This is a genomic window from Allostella sp. (assembly GCF_041913585.1).
In the GTDB taxonomy this organism is placed as follows: domain Bacteria; phylum Pseudomonadota; class Alphaproteobacteria; order ATCC43930; family Allostellaceae; genus Allostella.
The window spans coordinates 1-17,124 of the sequence record NZ_JAYSFE010000104.1; the positions used below are offsets into that span (position 1 = coordinate 1).

General features: G+C 71.3%; 16 protein-coding genes and 2 tRNA genes. 7 read left to right on the forward strand and 11 right to left on the reverse strand.

Annotation, left to right across the window (positions count from 1 at the left end; genetic code table 11):
- The 3 genes from ACE3Q3_RS17795 to aroA all read right to left on the reverse strand — a co-directional run.
- On the reverse strand, window positions 1-983 hold a 983-nt coding region (locus ACE3Q3_RS17795; protein ID WP_374448358.1), incomplete at its 3' end, for a 30S ribosomal protein S1.
- A 153-nt stretch (window positions 984-1,136) separates the two neighbouring features.
- Window positions 1,137-1,760, reverse strand: a complete 624-nt coding sequence (gene cmk / locus ACE3Q3_RS17800) for a (d)CMP kinase (protein ID WP_374448361.1) — start codon at window positions 1,758-1,760, stop codon at window positions 1,137-1,139.
- Window positions 1,757-3,124, reverse strand: coding sequence for a 3-phosphoshikimate 1-carboxyvinyltransferase (gene aroA, locus ACE3Q3_RS17805; RefSeq protein ID WP_374448363.1), 1,368 nt, complete (start codon window positions 3,122-3,124; stop codon window positions 1,757-1,759). The genes cmk and aroA overlap by 4 nt, the downstream gene beginning before the upstream one ends.
- A gap of 223 nt (window positions 3,125-3,347) precedes the next feature.
- Here aroA and ACE3Q3_RS17810 point away from each other — a divergent pair, with 223 nt between their 5' ends.
- From ACE3Q3_RS17810 to ACE3Q3_RS17825, 4 genes are all read left to right on the forward strand, one after another.
- Complete coding sequence (locus tag ACE3Q3_RS17810) at window positions 3,348-3,674, forward strand: TIGR02300 family protein (RefSeq protein ID WP_374448364.1); 327 nt, start codon at window positions 3,348-3,350, stop codon at window positions 3,672-3,674.
- 123 nt (window positions 3,675-3,797) lie between these two features.
- Window positions 3,798-3,873, forward strand: a tRNA-Ala gene (locus tag ACE3Q3_RS17815).
- 179 nt (window positions 3,874-4,052) lie between these two features.
- Window positions 4,053-4,517 (forward strand): Hsp20 family protein, encoded by a 465-nt coding sequence (locus ACE3Q3_RS17820; RefSeq protein WP_374448365.1) that lies wholly within the window; start codon window positions 4,053-4,055, stop codon window positions 4,515-4,517.
- Between the two features lie 42 nt (window positions 4,518-4,559).
- Window positions 4,560-4,775, forward strand: coding sequence for a DUF1150 family protein (locus ACE3Q3_RS17825; RefSeq protein WP_374448366.1), 216 nt, complete (start codon window positions 4,560-4,562; stop codon window positions 4,773-4,775).
- 30 nt (window positions 4,776-4,805) lie between these two features.
- On the opposite strand, the gene ptsN is transcribed toward ACE3Q3_RS17825, so the two are convergent.
- The 8 genes from ptsN to ACE3Q3_RS17865 form a co-directional block, all read right to left on the reverse strand.
- Complete coding sequence (gene ptsN, locus ACE3Q3_RS17830; protein WP_374448368.1) at window positions 4,806-5,273, reverse strand: PTS IIA-like nitrogen regulatory protein PtsN; 468 nt, start codon at window positions 5,271-5,273, stop codon at window positions 4,806-4,808.
- A 340-nt stretch (window positions 5,274-5,613) separates the two neighbouring features.
- Window positions 5,614-7,107 (reverse strand): RNA polymerase factor sigma-54, encoded by a 1,494-nt coding sequence (rpoN, locus tag ACE3Q3_RS17835; protein ID WP_374448369.1) that lies wholly within the window; start codon window positions 7,105-7,107, stop codon window positions 5,614-5,616.
- Window positions 7,108-7,118: 11 nt separating this feature from the next.
- Complete coding sequence (lptB, locus tag ACE3Q3_RS17840; RefSeq protein WP_374448371.1) at window positions 7,119-7,895, reverse strand: LPS export ABC transporter ATP-binding protein; 777 nt, start codon at window positions 7,893-7,895, stop codon at window positions 7,119-7,121.
- Complete coding sequence (locus tag ACE3Q3_RS17845) at window positions 7,892-8,845, reverse strand: LptA/OstA family protein (protein WP_374448372.1); 954 nt, start codon at window positions 8,843-8,845, stop codon at window positions 7,892-7,894. The genes lptB and ACE3Q3_RS17845 overlap by 4 nt, the downstream gene beginning before the upstream one ends.
- Window positions 8,842-9,438, reverse strand: coding sequence for an LPS export ABC transporter periplasmic protein LptC (lptC, locus tag ACE3Q3_RS17850; protein WP_374448374.1), 597 nt, complete (start codon window positions 9,436-9,438; stop codon window positions 8,842-8,844). The genes ACE3Q3_RS17845 and lptC overlap by 4 nt, the downstream gene beginning before the upstream one ends.
- Before the next feature lie 116 nt (window positions 9,439-9,554).
- Complete coding sequence (locus ACE3Q3_RS17855) at window positions 9,555-10,538, reverse strand: SIS domain-containing protein (protein ID WP_374448376.1); 984 nt, start codon at window positions 10,536-10,538, stop codon at window positions 9,555-9,557.
- A 144-nt stretch (window positions 10,539-10,682) separates the two neighbouring features.
- The gene (locus ACE3Q3_RS17860; protein ID WP_374448379.1) at window positions 10,683-11,294 is read right to left on the reverse strand and encodes a ribonuclease D; all 612 of its coding nucleotides are present in this window, start codon (window positions 11,292-11,294) and stop codon (window positions 10,683-10,685) included.
- A 60-nt stretch (window positions 11,295-11,354) separates the two neighbouring features.
- Window positions 11,355-11,441: transfer RNA gene (locus tag ACE3Q3_RS17865), tRNA-Leu, on the reverse strand.
- Window positions 11,442-11,587: 146 nt separating this feature from the next.
- On the opposite strand from ACE3Q3_RS17865, the gene ACE3Q3_RS17870 reads away from it, so the two are divergent.
- From ACE3Q3_RS17870 to ACE3Q3_RS17880, 3 genes are all read left to right on the forward strand, one after another.
- Complete coding sequence (locus tag ACE3Q3_RS17870; protein ID WP_374448380.1) at window positions 11,588-12,526, forward strand: complex I NDUFA9 subunit family protein; 939 nt, start codon at window positions 11,588-11,590, stop codon at window positions 12,524-12,526.
- A gap of 214 nt (window positions 12,527-12,740) precedes the next feature.
- Entirely contained in the window at window positions 12,741-14,180 is a 1,440-nt protein-coding gene (locus ACE3Q3_RS17875; RefSeq protein WP_374448381.1) for an NAD(P)-dependent oxidoreductase, read from the forward strand.
- A gap of 14 nt (window positions 14,181-14,194) precedes the next feature.
- The coding region (locus ACE3Q3_RS17880) for a glutamate synthase central domain-containing protein (protein WP_374448382.1) at window positions 14,195-17,124 on the forward strand (2,930 nt) is incomplete at its 3' end.

Genomic DNA, 17,124 nt, shown 5'->3' on the forward strand with positions numbered 1-17,124 from the left:
GAGACGATCTTGCCCGGGTGGACGTTCTTCTTGGTCCAGCTCATCTCGGAGACGTGGACCAGGCCCTCGACCCCCGGCTCCAGCTCCACGAAGGCGCCGTAGTCGGTGATGTTGGTGACGCGGCCGCGGAACTTGGCGCCGGCCGGGTACTTCAGCTCGACGCCCTCCCACGGGTCGGCCTCGAGCTGCTTCATGCCGAGCGAGATGCGCTGGGTCTCCGGGTTGAAGCGGATGACCTGCACCTTGACCGACTGGCCGATGGTGAGCGCCTCGGACGGGTGGTTGATGCGGCGCCACGCGATGTCGGTGACGTGCAGCAGGCCGTCGACGCCGCCGAGATCGACGAAGGCGCCGTAGTCGGTGATGTTCTTCACCACGCCCGTCAGGATCTGGCCTTCCTTCAGGCTGGCGACCAGCTCCGACCGGGCCTCGGCGCGCGACTCCTCGAGCACGGCGCGCCGCGACACGACGATGTTCCCGCGCGAGCGGTCCATCTTCAGGATCTGGAACGGCTGCGGCGTGCCCATCAGCGGGGTGACGTCGCGCATCGGCCGGATGTCGACCTGGCTGCCCGGCAGGAACGCCACGGCACCCGACAGGTCGACCGTGAAGCCGCCCTTGACGCGGCCGAAGATGACGCCGGTGACGCGCGCATTGTCCTGGAAGGATTTCTCGAGCTGCGACCAGGCCTCCTCGCGGCGGGCCTTCTCGCGGCTCAGCACCGCTTCGCCGTTCTTGTCTTCCATGCGCTCCAGGAAGACTTCGACCAGGTCGCCCGTCTTGATCTCCGGCGGCTGGCCGGCGACCGAGAACTCCTTGAGGGGGACCCGGCCCTCGGACTTCAGGCCGACGTCGATCAGCGCGAAATCGCCGTCGACGGAGACCACCGTGCCCTTGATGACCGAGCCTTCGAGCCCGCCGCTACGGCCAAGGCTCTCGTTCAGGAGGTCGGCAAAGCTCTCCTTGCGTGCCGCTTCCGCCATGTGTGTCCTCTCTCTCCCGTCCGGATGAACGGCCGCCGTCCGGGAGAGGGGACAGGCGGCCAGTGACGCCGACGTTCGACGGGCGCGGCGACGTGGGCCCGGTCCTGCGGCGATATGCCGGCGCCGCGCCGTCGGAACGGGCGAGGCCGGCCTTCAGGGGGCGCGGGTGGCGATATACGCCAATGCCGCCGCGAAGGCGGCATCGGGGTCGAGCTGCGTCGTGTCGAGCACGTACGCATCGGCGGCCCGGGAGAGCGGCGCCGTACTGCGGCCACTGTCCCTCGCGTCGCGTTCCTGGATATCCTGCAGAACGCGCGCATCTATAGCGGGCACCCCCCGATCCCGCAACTCCTTCGCGCGGCGGCGGGCCCGCTCCTCGGGCGCCGCCTCCAGGAAGAGCTTCACCTCGGCGTCGGGACAGACGACGGTGCCGATGTCGCGGCCGTCGAGCACGGCGCCCGGAGGCGTCGTGGCGAAGCGCCGCTGGAACTGGAGCAGGGCCGCGCGCACGCCGGGAATGGCGGAGACGACCGAGGTGGCGCGGCTCACCTCCTCGTCGCGCAGGCGCGGGCTCTGGAGTTCGGCCGCGGTCACCGCCCGCGCCGCCGCGACGGCGGCCTCGGCGTCGGTCGGATCCTGGCCGGCATCGAGCAGGCGCCGGGCGACGGCGCGGTAGAGCGCGCCGGTATCGAGGTGGGGATAGCCGAAATGCGTCGCGAGGCGGCGGGCCAGCGTGCCCTTGCCGGCGGCCGCGGGCCCATCGATCGCGATGATCACGCCGGGCCCGCGGGGCCGGCCTCGCCCGGGCCGTCGCCCGGCCGCGCAATGGCGGTCCCGATCCCGTTCATCAGCTCGACGAAGCCGGGGAAACTGGTGGCGATCGCGGCCTCGTCGTCGATCGTCACCGGCAGGCGGGTGGCGGCGCCGAGCACCAGGAACGCCATCGCGATGCGGTGGTCGAGACGGGTCGCGATGTGGCCGCCGCCGTCGGGGGCATGGCCGTCGCCCTCGACCGTCAGCGTGTCGCCGTCGACCGCGACGACTGCGCCGCAGGCGGCGAGCCCCTCGGCGACCGCGGCCAGCCGGTCGCTCTCCTTGACCCGCAGCTCGCCCAGTCCGTGCATGACCGTCCGGCCGCGCCCGGCCGCGGCGAGGCAGGCGAGGATCGGATATTCGTCGATCATGCTGGGCGCGCGCGAGGCCGGCACGACGATTCCGGACAGCGATCCGGTGCCGCGGATCCGGAGGTCGCCGACCGGCTCGCCCGCCTGGGTACGGGCGTTCTCGATCGTGATCGCCGCGCCCATCTCCTGAAGCGTCGTCAACAGGCCCGTGCGCAGCGGGTTGAGGCCGACGTTGCGGACCAGCACGTCCGAGCCCTCGACCAGCAGCGCGGCGGCGATCGGGAAGGCGGCGGAGGACGGGTCGCCCGGCACCAGGACCGGCCGGCCGGTCAGTTCGGGCTGGCCGACCAGCGAGACGACCCGGCCCTCCGGCCCGTCCTCGACCTCGACCGTCGCCCCGAAGTGCCGCAGCATCAGTTCGGTATGGTCGCGGGTCGGTTCCGGCTCGACGACGGTGGTGCGGCCGGCGGTGTTCAGCCCGGCCAGCAGCACCGCCGACTTCACCTGGGCCGAGGCGACCGGCAGGCGGTAGCGGATCGGCAGCGGGCTGGCGGCGCCGCGGAGTCCGAGCGGCAGGCGGTCGCCCGACCGCGCCAGGAAGGTTGCCCCCATCTGGCGCAGCGGCGTCATCACCCGCGCCATCGGCCGGCGCACCAGCGAGGCGTCGCCGGTGAAGAACGCGGTGATCGGATGGGCGGCCACGACCCCCATCAGCAGGCGGGCGCCGGTGCCGGCATTGCCCATGTCGAGCACCTCGTCCGGCTCCGAAAGGGCGCCGACCCCGACGCCGCGGACGTGCCAGACGCCGTCGGGATGCTGCGTCACGGAGGCGCCGAGCGCGCGCATGGCGGTGGCCGTGCGCAGCACGTCCTCGCCTTCCAGGAGCCCGGTGATGGCGGTCTCGCCGACGGCGAGGCTGCCCAGCATGAGGGCGCGGTGGGAGATCGACTTGTCGCCGGGGACGGTGATGTCGCCGGCGAGCGGGCCGCGGGCGGCGGCGGATCGGAGCGCGGTCACGGGGGCGGGCGAACCTTGCTGGCGGACGGAAATGTGGGCCGGCGAGCTTGTCGGCGGAGCGGTCATTACCATATGGCGGCTCCGGGCGACACCGAGCCGGCGCGCCGTGCCGCCGCGGCCGATCCCGCAACTAAAATCTTTGACAGCCGCTCGCGCGCGTGGCAATCCGCGCCCCCTCGGCCGGGCGCGCGGCATCAACGGCAGTATTTCTGGAGCGATCGACGTGGCGAAACCGGAATGGGGTCTGAAGCGCATCTGCCATAGCTGCGGCACGCGCTACTACGACATGCGTCGCGCGACGATCGCGTGCCCCAAGTGCGGCACCGAGTTCGATCCCGAGGCCCTGCTGAAGAGCCGCCGCGGCCGCACGGCCGCCATCGCCGGCGCCGCGGTGCCGGATGCCGTCGCCCCCGACGACGAGGTCCTGGCCGACGACGCCGAGAAGGGCGACGAGGAGGAGGAACTGATCGAGGACACCTCCGAGCTCGGCGAGGACGACGACGACGTGGCCGAAGTGATCGAGAACGTCGACGAGGACGACGAGCGCTAGGGCCGGCCGGCGGAAAGCGGCGCGGCAACGATTTTCCTCTTGCGCAGCGTCGCCGACGCCCTCTAAGAGAGGCGCCCCCGGACCGGCCATCCCAACGCCGTCCGGACACGAGCTTTCGGAATCGGGGCCATAGCTCAGTTGGGAGAGCGCTTGAATGGCATTCAAGAGGTCAGGGGTTCGACTCCCCTTGGCTCCACCATCCGACGAAGGGCCCGGACGAGCGATCGTCCGGGCCCTTCGCACGTTTCGGCCGCGCTTGATGTCTGCGCCGGCATTCCCAGATTATGTCGTGCGGACGCGGCCTGCGGGGCGTGTCCGACCATTGGGTGCCGCAAGGGCCCGCCCACCTGCTCGCTCGCAGTTCCGAGGGGGAGGAACATGACCCGTCTATCGCTTCTGAACAGCCCGTTGCTGCTCGGCTTCGACCATGTCGAGCGGGTGCTCGACCGGGCGTCGAAATCCTCGACCGACGGCTATCCGCCCTACAACATCGAGCAGGTCGGCGAGGACCGCCTGCGCATCAGCCTCGCCGTCGCCGGCTTTGCGACCGACGAGCTGTCGGTGCAGGTCGAGGACAACCAGCTCGTGGTGCGCGGCAAGCAGCGCGAGGACCCGGCCCGGGTCTTCCTGCACCGCGGCATCGCGGCCCGCCAGTTCCAGCGCAGCTTCGTGCTGGCGGAGGGCATCGAAGTGACCGGGGCGCATCTCGACAACGGGCTCCTGCATGTCGACCTGCGCCGGCCCCCGGTGGAGAGCCGGGTGCGGACGATCCGCATCGACGGCACGAAGGGTGCAGGAAGCGAACGGATGGAAGCCGCTGTCGGGGTGTCCCGGCGGGCCTGACGGCACCGCCGGCCCCCGTCACCGGCTCTCGGGAGTACGAGGATGAACGCGACGCAGAAGCTGAAGCAGTTGTCGGTCCAGGATTTCGCCCAGCTGGGCCTGCCCAATCTCGCCTATGTCCGGCGGGTCGTCGTCAACGACGAGGTCCGGTTCGCGATCCATGCGGCCGACGGATCGACCATGGGCGTGGCGCCCGACATCGAGGTCGCCTTCGCCGCCGTCCGGCAGCACGACATGGAGCCCCTCAGCGTCCACTGACGCCCGACCGGCGCCGGCCCCCGACCCCCGTCAGGCGGAGGGCGGCGCCGCGGTCTGGCTGGTGAGGATGGCGAACAGCGCCTCGCCGCGGTCGGTGCCGCGGAGCTTCTCGCAGGTGGCGCGGTCGCGGAACAGCCGCGACACGCGCGCCAGCGCCTTCAGGTGATCGGCGCCGGCGCTCTCCGGCGCCAGCAGCAGGAACAGCAGGTCGACGGGGCGCTCGTCGATCGCGTCGAAGTCGATCGGGCGGTCGAGCCTGGCGAAGACGCCGACGATGCGATCGAGCTCGGCCAGCTTGCCGTGCGGGATGGCGATGCCGTTGCCGACTCCGGTGGTGCCGAGCCGCTCGCGCTCCAGCAGCACGTCGAAGATCGCCCGCTCGCCCAGGCCCGTGATCTGCGCCGCCTTGCGCGCCAGTTCCTGCAGAGCCTGCTTCTTGCTGCCCACCTTGAGCCGAGCGATGACCGCTTCCGGGGTCAGTAGGTCGTCGATGTCCATCGATATCCTCGGGAAGGGTTCGCGACCGCCAGGCCGACGTCGGCTGCCGGGCAATTTTCGCGCCGCGGACCGGTCGGACGAATTCCGGCATGCGCCGCGAAGCGGCCCGGATGCCGAGGATCCCCCTCGCGCGCCCGGTCGGTGCGAAGTTTCGGATGCGCGGGTGCGGGCCCGCCATGCGCCGTTCGATTGGGTTCCGTAGATTGGTCGACATTCCGTGGCGGCCAAGCCCTCGATCCCCACTGGCCGCTGCCCCGGTGCCGCTTCGGCCGCCCGGATGCGGCGGGGAACCTACGAGCCGCCCTCGGGCGCGTCAAGCCGGCTCAGGCGGCCTCGCGCATCAGCAGGGGGCCCACTTGGCGCGCCGGCGCTCCACCGAGGAGGGGATGCGCATCGCCTCGCGGTACTTGGCGACGGTGCGGCGGGCGATATCGACGCCGTCGCGTTGCAGCTCGCTCACGATCTGGTCGTCGGACAGCACCCGGTCGGCCGCCTCGGCCTCGATCAGCGTCCGGATGCGGTGCCGCACCGCCTCGGCGGAATGGGCGGCGCCGCCATCGACCGACTGGATCGAGGCGGTGAAGAAGTATTTCAGCTCGAAGATGCCGCGCGGCGTCGCGATGTACTTGTTGCTGGTGACGCGGCTGATCGTGCTCTCGTGCAATGCCACGGCGGCGGCGATGTCGCGCAGCACCAGCGGGCGCAGGTGCGACACCCCGTGCGCGAAGAACCCGTGCTGCTGGCGCACGATCTCGGCGGCCACCCGGAGGATCGTCGTCGCCCGCTGGTGCATCGACCGCACCAGCCAGTTGGCCGACTGCAGGCGCTCGGCGAGATAGCCGCGATCGCCCTTGTCGCGGGTGCCGCGGCTGACCTGGGTGAAATAGCGGTGGTTGACCAGCACCTGCGGCAGCGTCTCGGGATTGAGCTCGACGGCCCAGGCGCCGTCGCTCTGCAGCCGCATCATGATGTCGGGGACGATCGGCTGCGCCGGCTCCGAATCGAAGGCGAGGCCGGGCTTGGGATCGAGCGAGCGGACCTCGGCGATCATCCCCGCCAGGGTCTCGGCATCGACCTGGCAGAGGCGGCAGAGCTGCGCCCGGTCGCGCCGGGCGAGGAGGTCGAGATGGGCGAGCAGCGCCTGCATGGCCGGGGTGAGGCGCCCGCGATCCTCGAGCTGGAGGGCGAGGCACTCCGCCAGCGAGCGGGCGAAGATGCCCGCCGGATCGAAGCGCTGCATCCGCCGCAGCACGTCCAGGACCGCCGCGACGGTGCAGCCGAGGAGTGCCGCGATCGCCTCGGGCTCGGCCTCGAGGTAGCCCGTGGGCGCGATCCCGTCGACGATGTGGAGGCCGATCAGCCGTTCGCCCGGGTCGCCGATCTCGATCATCAGCTGCGACAGCAGGTGATCGCGCAGGGTCTCGGCCCGATGCACCGAATCGAGCGGGTCGCCGCCGCCGTCCTCGAAGCTGCCGCCGGAGACCTTGTTCCAGCGCAGCCCGTCCGGCCCGTCGCCGCCCGGCGACCCGAAGGCGGCCTCGCCGCCGCCGCCGTCGGCCGGTCCGTTCGTCGACTCCTCGGGATGCCAGTAGTCGTCGAACTCCGGCCCGAACGGGCCCTCGGCCTCGGCCGCCGGCTCGGCCCGCTCCGGCGCCTCGGCGCCCGCCGGCCCGGCCTCGTCGCGCTCCAGCAGGGGATTGCGCTCCAGCTCGTCCTCGACGAAGGCCGCCAGCTCCAGGTTCGACATCTGCAGCAGCTTGATCGCCTGCTGCAACTGGGGGGTCATCACCAGCGACTGCGTCTGGCGAAGCTCCAATCGCGGGGCGAGCAGCATCGACCGGGCCACTAGAGGCTGAACCGTTCTCCGAGGTACACCCGTCGGACGTCGGCGTGGGACACGATCGCGGAGGGCGGCCCCTCCATCAGCACCCGCCCCTCGTGAAGGATGTAGGCCCGATCCACGATCTCCAGCGTTTCGCGGACATTGTGATCGGTGATGAGGACGCCGATGCCGCGGTCCTTGAGGTGGGAGACGAGCGCGCGGATGTCGCCCAGGGCGATCGGGTCGATGCCGGCCAGGGGCTCGTCGAGCAGGATGAAGTGCGGCCGGGTCGCCAGCGCCCGCGCGATCTCGACGCGCCGCCGCTCGCCGCCCGACAGTGCCAGCGCCGGCGCCCGGCGCAGGTGGGTGATCGAGAATTCCGCCAGCAACTCGTCGAGCATGGCGTCGCGGGCGTCGCGCACCGGCTCGGCCACTTCCAGGACCGCCCGGATGTTCTGCTCGACGGTGAGGCCGCGGAAGATCGAGGCCTCCTGCGGCAGGTAGCCGATGCCGAGGCGGGCCCGCCGGTACATCGGCAGGTCGGTGATGTCCTGGCCGTCGAGCGCGATGGTCCCGACGTCGGGCGCGATCAGGCCGGTGATGATGTAGAAGCAGGTCGTCTTGCCGGCGCCGTTGGGGCCGAGCAGCCCGACCGCCTCGCCGCGCCGGACGGCGATGCTGACGTCGCGCAGCACCGGCCGCTTCTTGAACTGCTTGCCGAGATTGCTGGCGACGAGGCCGGGATTGTCCGCGACCAGCCGCAGCCCCTCGCGATCGGCCGGTGCCGCGGCGCTCGTCACGGGCGGGTCCTGGCGGCCGGCGGCGTCGGCTTGCGGGCGGGGATCACCGGGGCGCCCGCGGTGCCGGTCGCGGCGGCGGGCGCCTCGGCCGGCGGGCCGGCAGCGGGAGCCGTCGCCCCGGGTGCCGGTGCCGTGCCGCCCTCGCGATTGGGCACGAAGAGGCCGGTGACGCGGCTCGGCTGGCCGTCGCGCGGCGGTGCCGGCAGGATGCGGCTGACCCCGCTGTTGAGGTCGACCACCGCGTATTCGCCGTTCAGCTGGTTCTGGCCCCGGGTGATCCTGACCTTGCCGCGCAGGGTGGCGATGCCGCGCTCCAGATTGTAGACGCCGGTCTCGGCACGCGCCGTCTCCGACGCCGTCGCGACGACGACGTTGCCGAAGGCATCGACGCGCCGCACCTCGCGGCCGCCCTTGGGGCCGTCGCCGATCGTGGCCGTCAGGGTGTCGGCGCGGATGCGCTTGTCCTCGCGGGTCGCGCTGGCATTGCCGCGGGCGACGGCGAGCTGGCGCTGCTCCCAGAACTCGAGGCTGTCGCGGGCGGTGACGACGTCGGTGCCGGAGGTGAGGCGGATGTCGCCGCCGGTCAGCACGAAGACGGCGCGATCGACCTCGTAGACGCCGCGGTCGCCCTGCACGGCGCCCTGGGCCGAGGTGATGCGCACCGTGCCGTCGGCGACGACGCGGAAGATCTCGGTGCCGCCCTTGGGCGTGTCCCGGTAGTAGGCGGTCAGGGTGTCGGCGGCCACGGTGGTGTCGCCGCGCTTGGCCTTGGCGTTGCCGCGGGCGATGTAGGCCTTGGTGTTCTGCTGCCACTCGATGCCTTCGTCGGCGAGGATCTCGACCGGCTTGTCGCCGCCGTCGCCGCCGAACATGCCGCCGAGCTGCGCCGCGGCCGGCGACGCCAGGAGGACGACGGCGGCGAGCGCCGCGGGGAGGAGCCGCGGGATCATGGCTTCGGCGCCGTCGCGCCCGGCGGCAGCAGCAGGCGCGAGGCGCCCTTGAACTCGATCACCTCGCCCTTCTGCAGCACGCGGAACCCCCGCGCCTGGACGGTGCCGCCCGGGCCGTGTCCCTCGACCGGGTCGTCGCCCTCGACCATCCCGGTGCGGAGGTCGACCCGCGCCACCTCGGTCTCGAAGACGTAGCCGTCGTCACGGGTGATCCGCACCTTGCCCATCAGGTCGAGAACCTTCCCCGAACCGTCGTAGACGCCGGACTCGGCGGCCACGGTCACCGCCGCGCCGTTCTCCAGCTGCAGTTCGGCCCGCGGTGCCTCCAGGGCGACGAAGTTCTTGTCCCGCGGGTTCTGCACCGCGCCGGTCGCGGTCAGCAGGTACGGGCGGTTGCGCTCGTCCAGCCCCTGATAGCGCGCGTTGGTCATCCGGAGGGTCGATATGTCCGAGGGGTCGAGCCGCAGCGTCTGCAGGCGGAAGCCGTCGATGCCGCGGTGGATTTGCGGCCAGATCGCCACCAGCGTCAGCAGGGCGAGCGCGAGGATGGGCAGCAGGTAGCGCAGCAGCGACACGATGCGGCTGTAGCGCACGTTGTGGCGGCGCGGCTGGGCCGGCTGCCAGGCGATCGGGCGCGGCGGCCGGACGGGCGCCGCCGCCGGCCTGGCCGGGGGGGAAGGGGATGGCGAGGACGTGGTCGCCATGGCGGTCAGACGACCCCGGCCCGCAGGATGTCGTGGATGCGCAGGATGCCGACCGGGCGGCGCTGGCCGTCGACGACGAAGACGCAGTAGATCTTGCTCTCGTTCATGTAGCCCAGCGCCTCGGCGGCGAGCGCGTCGGGCGTCATCACGCGCGGCGTGCGCGTCATCACCTGGCGGGCCGACTGCGACAGGAAGTCCGGCCCCATGTTGCGCCGCAGGTCGCCGTCGGTGATGACGCCGACGAGCGATCCCGTCCCGTCGACGACGCCGACGATGCCGAACGTCTTGGCCGACATCACCAGGATCGCCTCGGCCATCCGGCTGTCCGGCGCGCAGAGCGGAATCTCGTCGCCGACATGCATCAGGTCGGCGACCCGCAGCAGCCGCCGGCCGAGCTTGCCGCCCGGGTGGAAGACGCGGAAATCGGCGTCGGAAAAGCCCCGGCGCTCGAGCAGCGCGACCGCGATCGCGTCGCCCAGCGCCAGCATCTGGGTCGTCGAGGTGGTGGGGGCGAGGCCGAGCGGGCACGCTTCCTGGGTGTCGGGCAGGACGAGCGCGACGTCGGCGGCGTCGGCGAGCGCGCTCGGCCGGCGGCGGGTCATGGCGACGAGCGGGATGGCGAAGCGGCTGGCATAGGCGACGATGTCGGCCAGTTCCGGCGTCTCGCCGGAGTTCGACAGCGCCAGCACCACGTCGCCGCGGGCGATCATGCCGAGGTCGCCGTGGCTGGCCTCGGCGGGATGGACGAAGATGGCGGGCGTGCCGGTCGAGGCCAGGGTGGCGGCGATCTTGCGGGCGACGTGGCCGCTCTTGCCCATGCCGGTGACGACCACCCGCCCCTCGACGGCCGCGAAGAGGTCGAGCGCGGCGGCGAACGGCCCGCCCAGGCTGGCCGACAGGGCCTCGATCCCGGCGATCTCCAGCCTGAGCGTGCGTCGTGCCGAAGCGAGGTCGGCGGACAGGGCGGTATTCTCCGCAAGAGCCGTCACGGGACAGTCCGAAGCCAGCGTGGGGGCCGTCGAAAGCGGCCGAAATTCAGCAACCTAGCGCCGCTATGCTGCTATGCGAAATATGCGCCGCCCCCCCTGAAAGGTCAACGCGACCCGTCGGCCCGGCCGGACGGCGGCCGGCGGTCAGTGGGCGAAGATGTCTTCCTCGGCCCAGCCGGCGAGGTCGAGCAGCGCGCGGGTGGGCAGGAAGCGGAAGCAGGCGCCGGCGAGCTCGGCGCGTCCCTCGCGTGCCAGCATCTCGTCGAAGCGGGCCTTCAGCGCGTGCAGGTGCAGCACGTCGGAGGCGGCGTAGCGCATCTGCTCGTCGGTCAGCCGGGCCGCTCCCCAGTCGGACGACTGCTGCTGCTTCGACAGGTCGACCCCCAGCAGCTCGCGGCACAGGTCCTTGAGCCCGTGGCGGTCGGTGAAGGTGCGGGTCAGGCGCGAGGCGATCTTGGTGCAGTAGATCGGCGCCGCGACGACGCCGAGATAGCGGTGCAGGACGGCGACGTCGAAGCGGGCGAAATGGAACAGCTTGACCACGTTGCGGTCGGCGAGCAGGGCCTTCAGCCGCGGCGCATCGTAGGCGCCCTTGGCGAACTGCACGAGATGGGCGGTGCCGTCGCCGGACGAGAGCTGGACCAGGCAGAGGCGGTCGCGATGCGGGTTGAGACCCATCGTCTCCGTGTCGATGGCGACGCAGGAGCCGAAATCGATGCCGTCGGCGAGGTCGCCGCGATGGAGGGTGATCGTCAACGGCCAGCCAGGGTCCGGAGGGGGATGATCCGCCGCCCCTCCGTCTCAGCGGGAGGGGGATGGTGCCCAGGAGAAGACTCGAACTTCCACGACCTTTCGGCCACAGGTACCTGAAACCTGCGCGTCTACCAATTCCGCCACCTGGGCTCGGGGCGGCGCGTTGGTTACCGCCGCGGGCCGGGTGGTGTCAATCACCGTTTCGCACATCGGGTGGTGCTGGCGGCGCGGCCGGATATATAAGCGGCGAATGTGCCGCGCCCGGTCGGGCGCCAGGGTCGAGAGGAACGGGCAAGATGCGAGCGACAGTCTTCGGCGCGTCAGGGTTCATCGGGCGCCACGTCGTGCGGCGGCTGGCCGCCGAGGGGGCGCAGGTGGTGGCGGCGGTCCGCCACCCGGACCAGGCCCTGTTCCTGAAGCCGATGGGCAATGTCGGCCAGGTCACGCCGGTGCGGGCGTCGGTCACCGACGAGCGCACCGCCGAGGCCGCCATCGCCGGCAGCGACGTCGTCGTCAACCTCGTCGGCATCCTCTACGAGCACGGGACGCAGACGTTCGACGCCGTCCACCGCGCCGGCGCGGAGCGGGTCGCGCGCCTGGCCGCGGCCGCCGGCGCCGCCCGCCTCGTGCATGTCTCGGCGATCGGCGCCGACCCCGCCGCGGCCGCGCGCTACGCCCAGAGCAAGGGCCGCGGCGAGGAGGCGGTGCGGCAGGCCTTCGCGGGCGCCACCATCCTGCGGCCCAGCATCGTCTTCGGACCCGAGGACGATTTCTTCAACCGTTTCGCCGCCATGGCCAGGATCTCGCCGGCCCTGCCGCTGATCGGCGGCGGCGCGACGCGCTTCCAGCCGGTCTATGTCGGCGACGTCGCCGAAGCGGTGATGCGCGTGCTCGCCGACCCGGCGACGGCGGGGCGGACCTACGAACTGGCCGGTCCCACGGTCTACAGCTTCGCCGACCTGATGCGCCTGCTGCTGGCGGAGATCGGTCGCCGCCGCCTGCTGGTGCCGATGCCGTTCGGGGTGGCGCGCTTCAAGGCCTGGTTCCTCGAGAAGCTTCCGGTGCCGCCCCTGACGCGCGACCAGGTGCTGCTGCTCGAGCGCGACAACGTCGCCGGCGGCGGGCCCGGCCTGGCGGATCTCGGGATCACGCCCACCGCGGTCGAGGCGGTGCTGCCCACCTACCTCGATCGCTACCGCAAGGGGAACCTGTTCCCGCAGCGCAACTACCGATGATCCGGGCAGAATATAGGTCCGAAACGGTACCAATATATCGGCTAAAAGGGAGAGGGTGAGAGGGTGACGGAGGCATTGCCTAGGATTTGAGCGTTAAAGGTCACGTTTGTTGACCAAAGCGCGTTTTTTTGCTCGCGCGCCGCCGCGCCTTGCCGTATGGAAGCCGACGGCCCGCCCTGCCGGGCGGAATGGGCCTCGGTTCCGGGAGGGGCGAATGGCGGAAAAGCTGCTGCGGTTCGTGTCGGTCGCGAAGGAGATGCCGGCCAAGCGTCCGGCCGACGGGCGCCGGCACGATTTCGACGAGATCTACGCCCAGTTCGCCGCCGATCGTGCCCAGGCCCAGGCCAGCCGCTGCTCCCAGTGCGGCATCCCCTACTGCCAGATCCACTGCCCGCTGCAGAACAACATCCCGGACTGGCTGAAGCTGACCGCCGAGGGCCGGCTGGAGGAGGCGTACGAGGTCTCCAGCGCCACCAACACCTTCCCTGAGATCTGCGGCCGCATCTGCCCGCAGGACCGGCTCTGCGAAGGCAACTGCGTCATCGAGAAGGGCTTCGAGTCCGTCACCATCGGCTCGGTCGAGAAGTACATCACGGACACGGCCTTCGAGCGCGGCTGGGTCCGGCCGGGGGCGCCGCGGCGCGAACTCGGCCAGTCGGTCGGGATCGTCGGGGCCGGTCCGGGCGGGCTGGCGGCGGCCGACATGCTGCGCCGGCGCGGCTACCAGGTGCATGTCTACGACCGCTACGACCGCGCGGGCGGCCTGCTCGTCTACGGCATTCCCGGCTTCAAGCTGGAGAAGCACATCGTCACCCGGCGCGCCGACCTGCTGCGCGAGGCCGGCGTCGTCTTCCATCTCGGGGTCGAGATCGGCCGCGACGTCGCGCTCGCCGAGCTGCGCCGGCGCCACGATGCGGTCCTGATCGCGACCGGCGTCTACCGCGCCCGCGACATCCAGGTCCCGGGCGTCGGGCTGCCCGGGGTGGTGGCGGCGCTCGACTACCTGACGGCCAGCAACCGCAAGGGCTTCGGGGATGCGGTGCCGGCCTTCGAGGACGGCACCCTCGATGCCGCCGGCAAGCATGTCGTCGTCATCGGCGGCGGCGACACGGCGATGGACTGCGTGCGCACCGCCGTCCGCCAGGGGGCGAAGTCGGTGAAGTGCCTCTATCGCCGCGACCGGCGCAACATGCCGGGCTCGCAGCGCGAGGTGGCGCACGCCGAGGAGGAGGGGGTCGAGTTCGTCTGGCAGGCGGCGCCCGATGCCTTCACCGGCGCGTCCTCGGTCAAGGGCGTGCGCGCCCACCGCATCCATCTCGGCATGGCGGATTCCACCGGGCGCCAGACGCCGCAGCCGATCGCCGGCTCGTCCTTCACGCTGAAGGCCGACCTCGTCGTCAAGGCCCTCGGCTTCGACCCCGAGGACATGCCGGCGATGTTCGCGGCGCCCGAGCTCGCGGTCACCCGCTGGGGCACGCTGAAGATCGACCATCGCACCATGATGACGAACCTCGACGGCGTCTTCGCCGCCGGCGACATCGTCCGCGGCGCCTCGCTCGTCGTCTGGGCGATCCGCGACGGGCGCGACGCCGCCGAGCAGATGCACCGCCATCTCCAGGCCAAGGCCGTCCAGGCCCTGGCCCAGGCATCCTGACGGGAGGACCGGTCATGAGCCACCAGGTTCCCGAGAACGCCCCGGAGTCCGGGGCGGAGTTCGTCGCCACCTTCCGGCGCCAGTCGGAGCACCTTGCCCGCCACGGCATGTACGACCCGGCCGAGGAGCACGACGCCTGCGGCGTCGGCCTCGTCTGCGCGATCGACGGCAAGCCGCGCCGCTCGGTCGTCGAGGCGGCGATCGGGGCATTGAAGTCGGTCTGGCATCGCGGTGCCGTCGACGCCGACGGCAAGACCGGCGACGGCGCCGGCATCCACGTCCAGATCCCGCACGACTTCTTCCTCGAGCACATCCGCCGCACCGGCCACGAGCCGGCGGCGGGCAGCCTCGCGGTCGGCATGGTGTTCCTGCCGCGCACCGACCTCGACGGCCAGGAGCGCTGCCGCGCCATCGTCGAGACCGAGATCCTGAACTTCGGCTACTCGATCTACGGCTGGCGCCAGGTGCCGGTGAACATCGACATCATCGGCGACAAGGCCAACGCCACCCGGCCCGAGATCGAGCAGATCATGATCGCCAACGCCTGCCGGTCGGACCCCGACCGGTTCGAGCGCGATCTCTACGTCATCCGCCGGCGCATCGAGAAGCGGGTGATCGCCGACCAGATCAAGGACTTCTACATCTGCTCGCTGAGCGGCCGCTCGATCATCTACAAGGGGATGTTCCTGGCCGAGCAGCTCACGACCTTCTACCCGGACCTGCTCGACGAGCGCTTCGTGTCGAGCTTCGCCATCTACCACCAGCGCTACTCGACCAACACCTTCCCGACCTGGCCGCTCGCCCAGCCCTTCCGGATGCTGGCGCACAACGGCGAGATCAACACGCTGCGCGGCAACGTCAACTGGATGAAGAGCCACGAGACGCGCATGAGCGCCGAAGCCTTCGGCGAGTTCATGCACGACGTGAAGCCGATCATCCAGTCGGGCGGCTCGGACTCGGCCGCCCTCGACAACGTCTTCGAGGTGCTGGTCCGCGGCGGCCGCAGCGCGCCGATGGTGAAGACGCTGCTGGTGCCGGAGGCGTGGGTCGGCCACAAGGGCATGCCGGCCGCGCTCCAGGACATGTACAGCTACTGCAACTCGGTGATGGAGCCGTGGGACGGTCCGGCGGCGCTGGCCGCCACCGACGGGCGCTGGGTGATCGGCGGCATGGACCGCAACGGCCTCCGCCCGATGCGCTACACCATCACCGGCGACGGGCTGCTGGTCGTCGGCTCCGAGACCGGCATGGTGCGGGTCGACGAGAGCACGGTCGTCGCCAAGGGCCGCGTCGGCCCCGGCCAGATGATCGCGGTCGACCTCCAGGAGGGCCGCCTCTACCGCGACCGCGAGATCAAGGAGGCGCTCGCCGCCTCGCTGCCCTTCTCGAGCTGGGTCAAGAACATCACCGTCATCGACAAGCTGATTCGCAAGGGCACGGTCGAGACGGTCGAGTTCGACCGCGAGGAGCTGCGCCGCCGCCAGGTCGCGGTCGGCTGGTCGCTGGAGGATGTCGAACTCCTGCTCCAGCCGATGGCCGAGGAGGGCAAGGAGGCGGTCGGCTCGATGGGCGACGACGCGGCGCTGGCCGTGCTGTCGGAGCGCTATCGCGGCCTGCACCACTTCTTCCGCCAGAACTTCAGCCAGGTCACCAACCCGCCGATCGATTCCCTGCGCGAGCGCCGGGTGATGACGCTGGCGACCCGGCTCGGCAACCTCGGCAACGTGCTCGACCAGGACGAGACGCAGATGCGCCTCCTCCAGCTCGATTCGCCGGTGCTGCTCAATGCCGAGTTCGCGGCGATGCGCGCCCACATGGGCGACACGGCGGTCAAGATCGACTGCACCTTCGACGCCGCCGCCGGCGACAATGCGCTGCGCGATGCCATCGCGCGCATCCGCCAGGAGGCGGAGGACGCGGTGCGCGGCGGCTGCAGCCACGTCGTCCTGTCGGACAAGGCGATGGGGCCGGGCCGGGCGCCGGTGCCGATGATCCTGGCCGCCGGGGCGGTGCATTCCCACCTCGTGCGCCAGCAGCTCCGCACCTTCACCTCGGTCAACGTGCGCACCGCCGAGTGCCTGGACGTGCATTATTTCGCCGTCCTGATCGGCGTCGGCGCGACGACGGTGAACGCCTACCTGGCGCAGGAGACGATCGCCGAGCGCCATCGCCGCGGCCTCATCGGCGACGCGCCGCTCGAAGTCTGCCTGCGCCGCTACAAGGAGGCGGTCGACCAGGGCCTGCTGAAGATCATGTCCAAGATGGGCATCTCGGTCATCAGCTCCTACCGCGGCGGCTACAATTTCGAGGCGGTCGGCCTGTCGCGGACGCTGGTCGGCGAGTATTTCCCGGGCATGACCTCGCGCATCTCCGGCATCGGCCTCACCGGCCTGCAGCGCCGGGTGCTGCAGATCCATGCGCGTGCCTTCGACGAGGATTTCGTGGCGCTGCCGGTCGGCGGCTTCTACCGGGTCCGCGGCCAGGGCGACGCGCACGCCTTCGACGGCACCCTCATCCACACCCTGCAGCAGGCCTGCGCCACCGACTCCTACGCGACCTACCGCCGCTACTCCGAGGGCGTGCGGCGGATGCCGCCGGTCAGCCTGCGCGACCTGCTCGACTTCAAGCCGAAGCGGCCGCCGGTCTCCGTCGACGAGGTCGCCTCGATCACCGAGATCCGCAAGCGGCTGGTCGCGCCCGGCATCTCGCTCGGCGCCCTCAGCCCCGAAGCCCACGAGACGCTGTCGATCGCCATGAACCGCATCGGCGCCAAGTCCGATTCGGGCGAGGGCGGCGAGGACCCGGCGCGCTACAAGCCGCGCCCGAACGGCGACAACGCCTCGTCCGCGATCAAGCAGATCGCGTCCGGCCGGTTCGGCGTGACGGCCGAGTACCTCAACAACTGCCGCGAGATCGAGATCAAGGTGGCGCAGGGCGCCAAGCC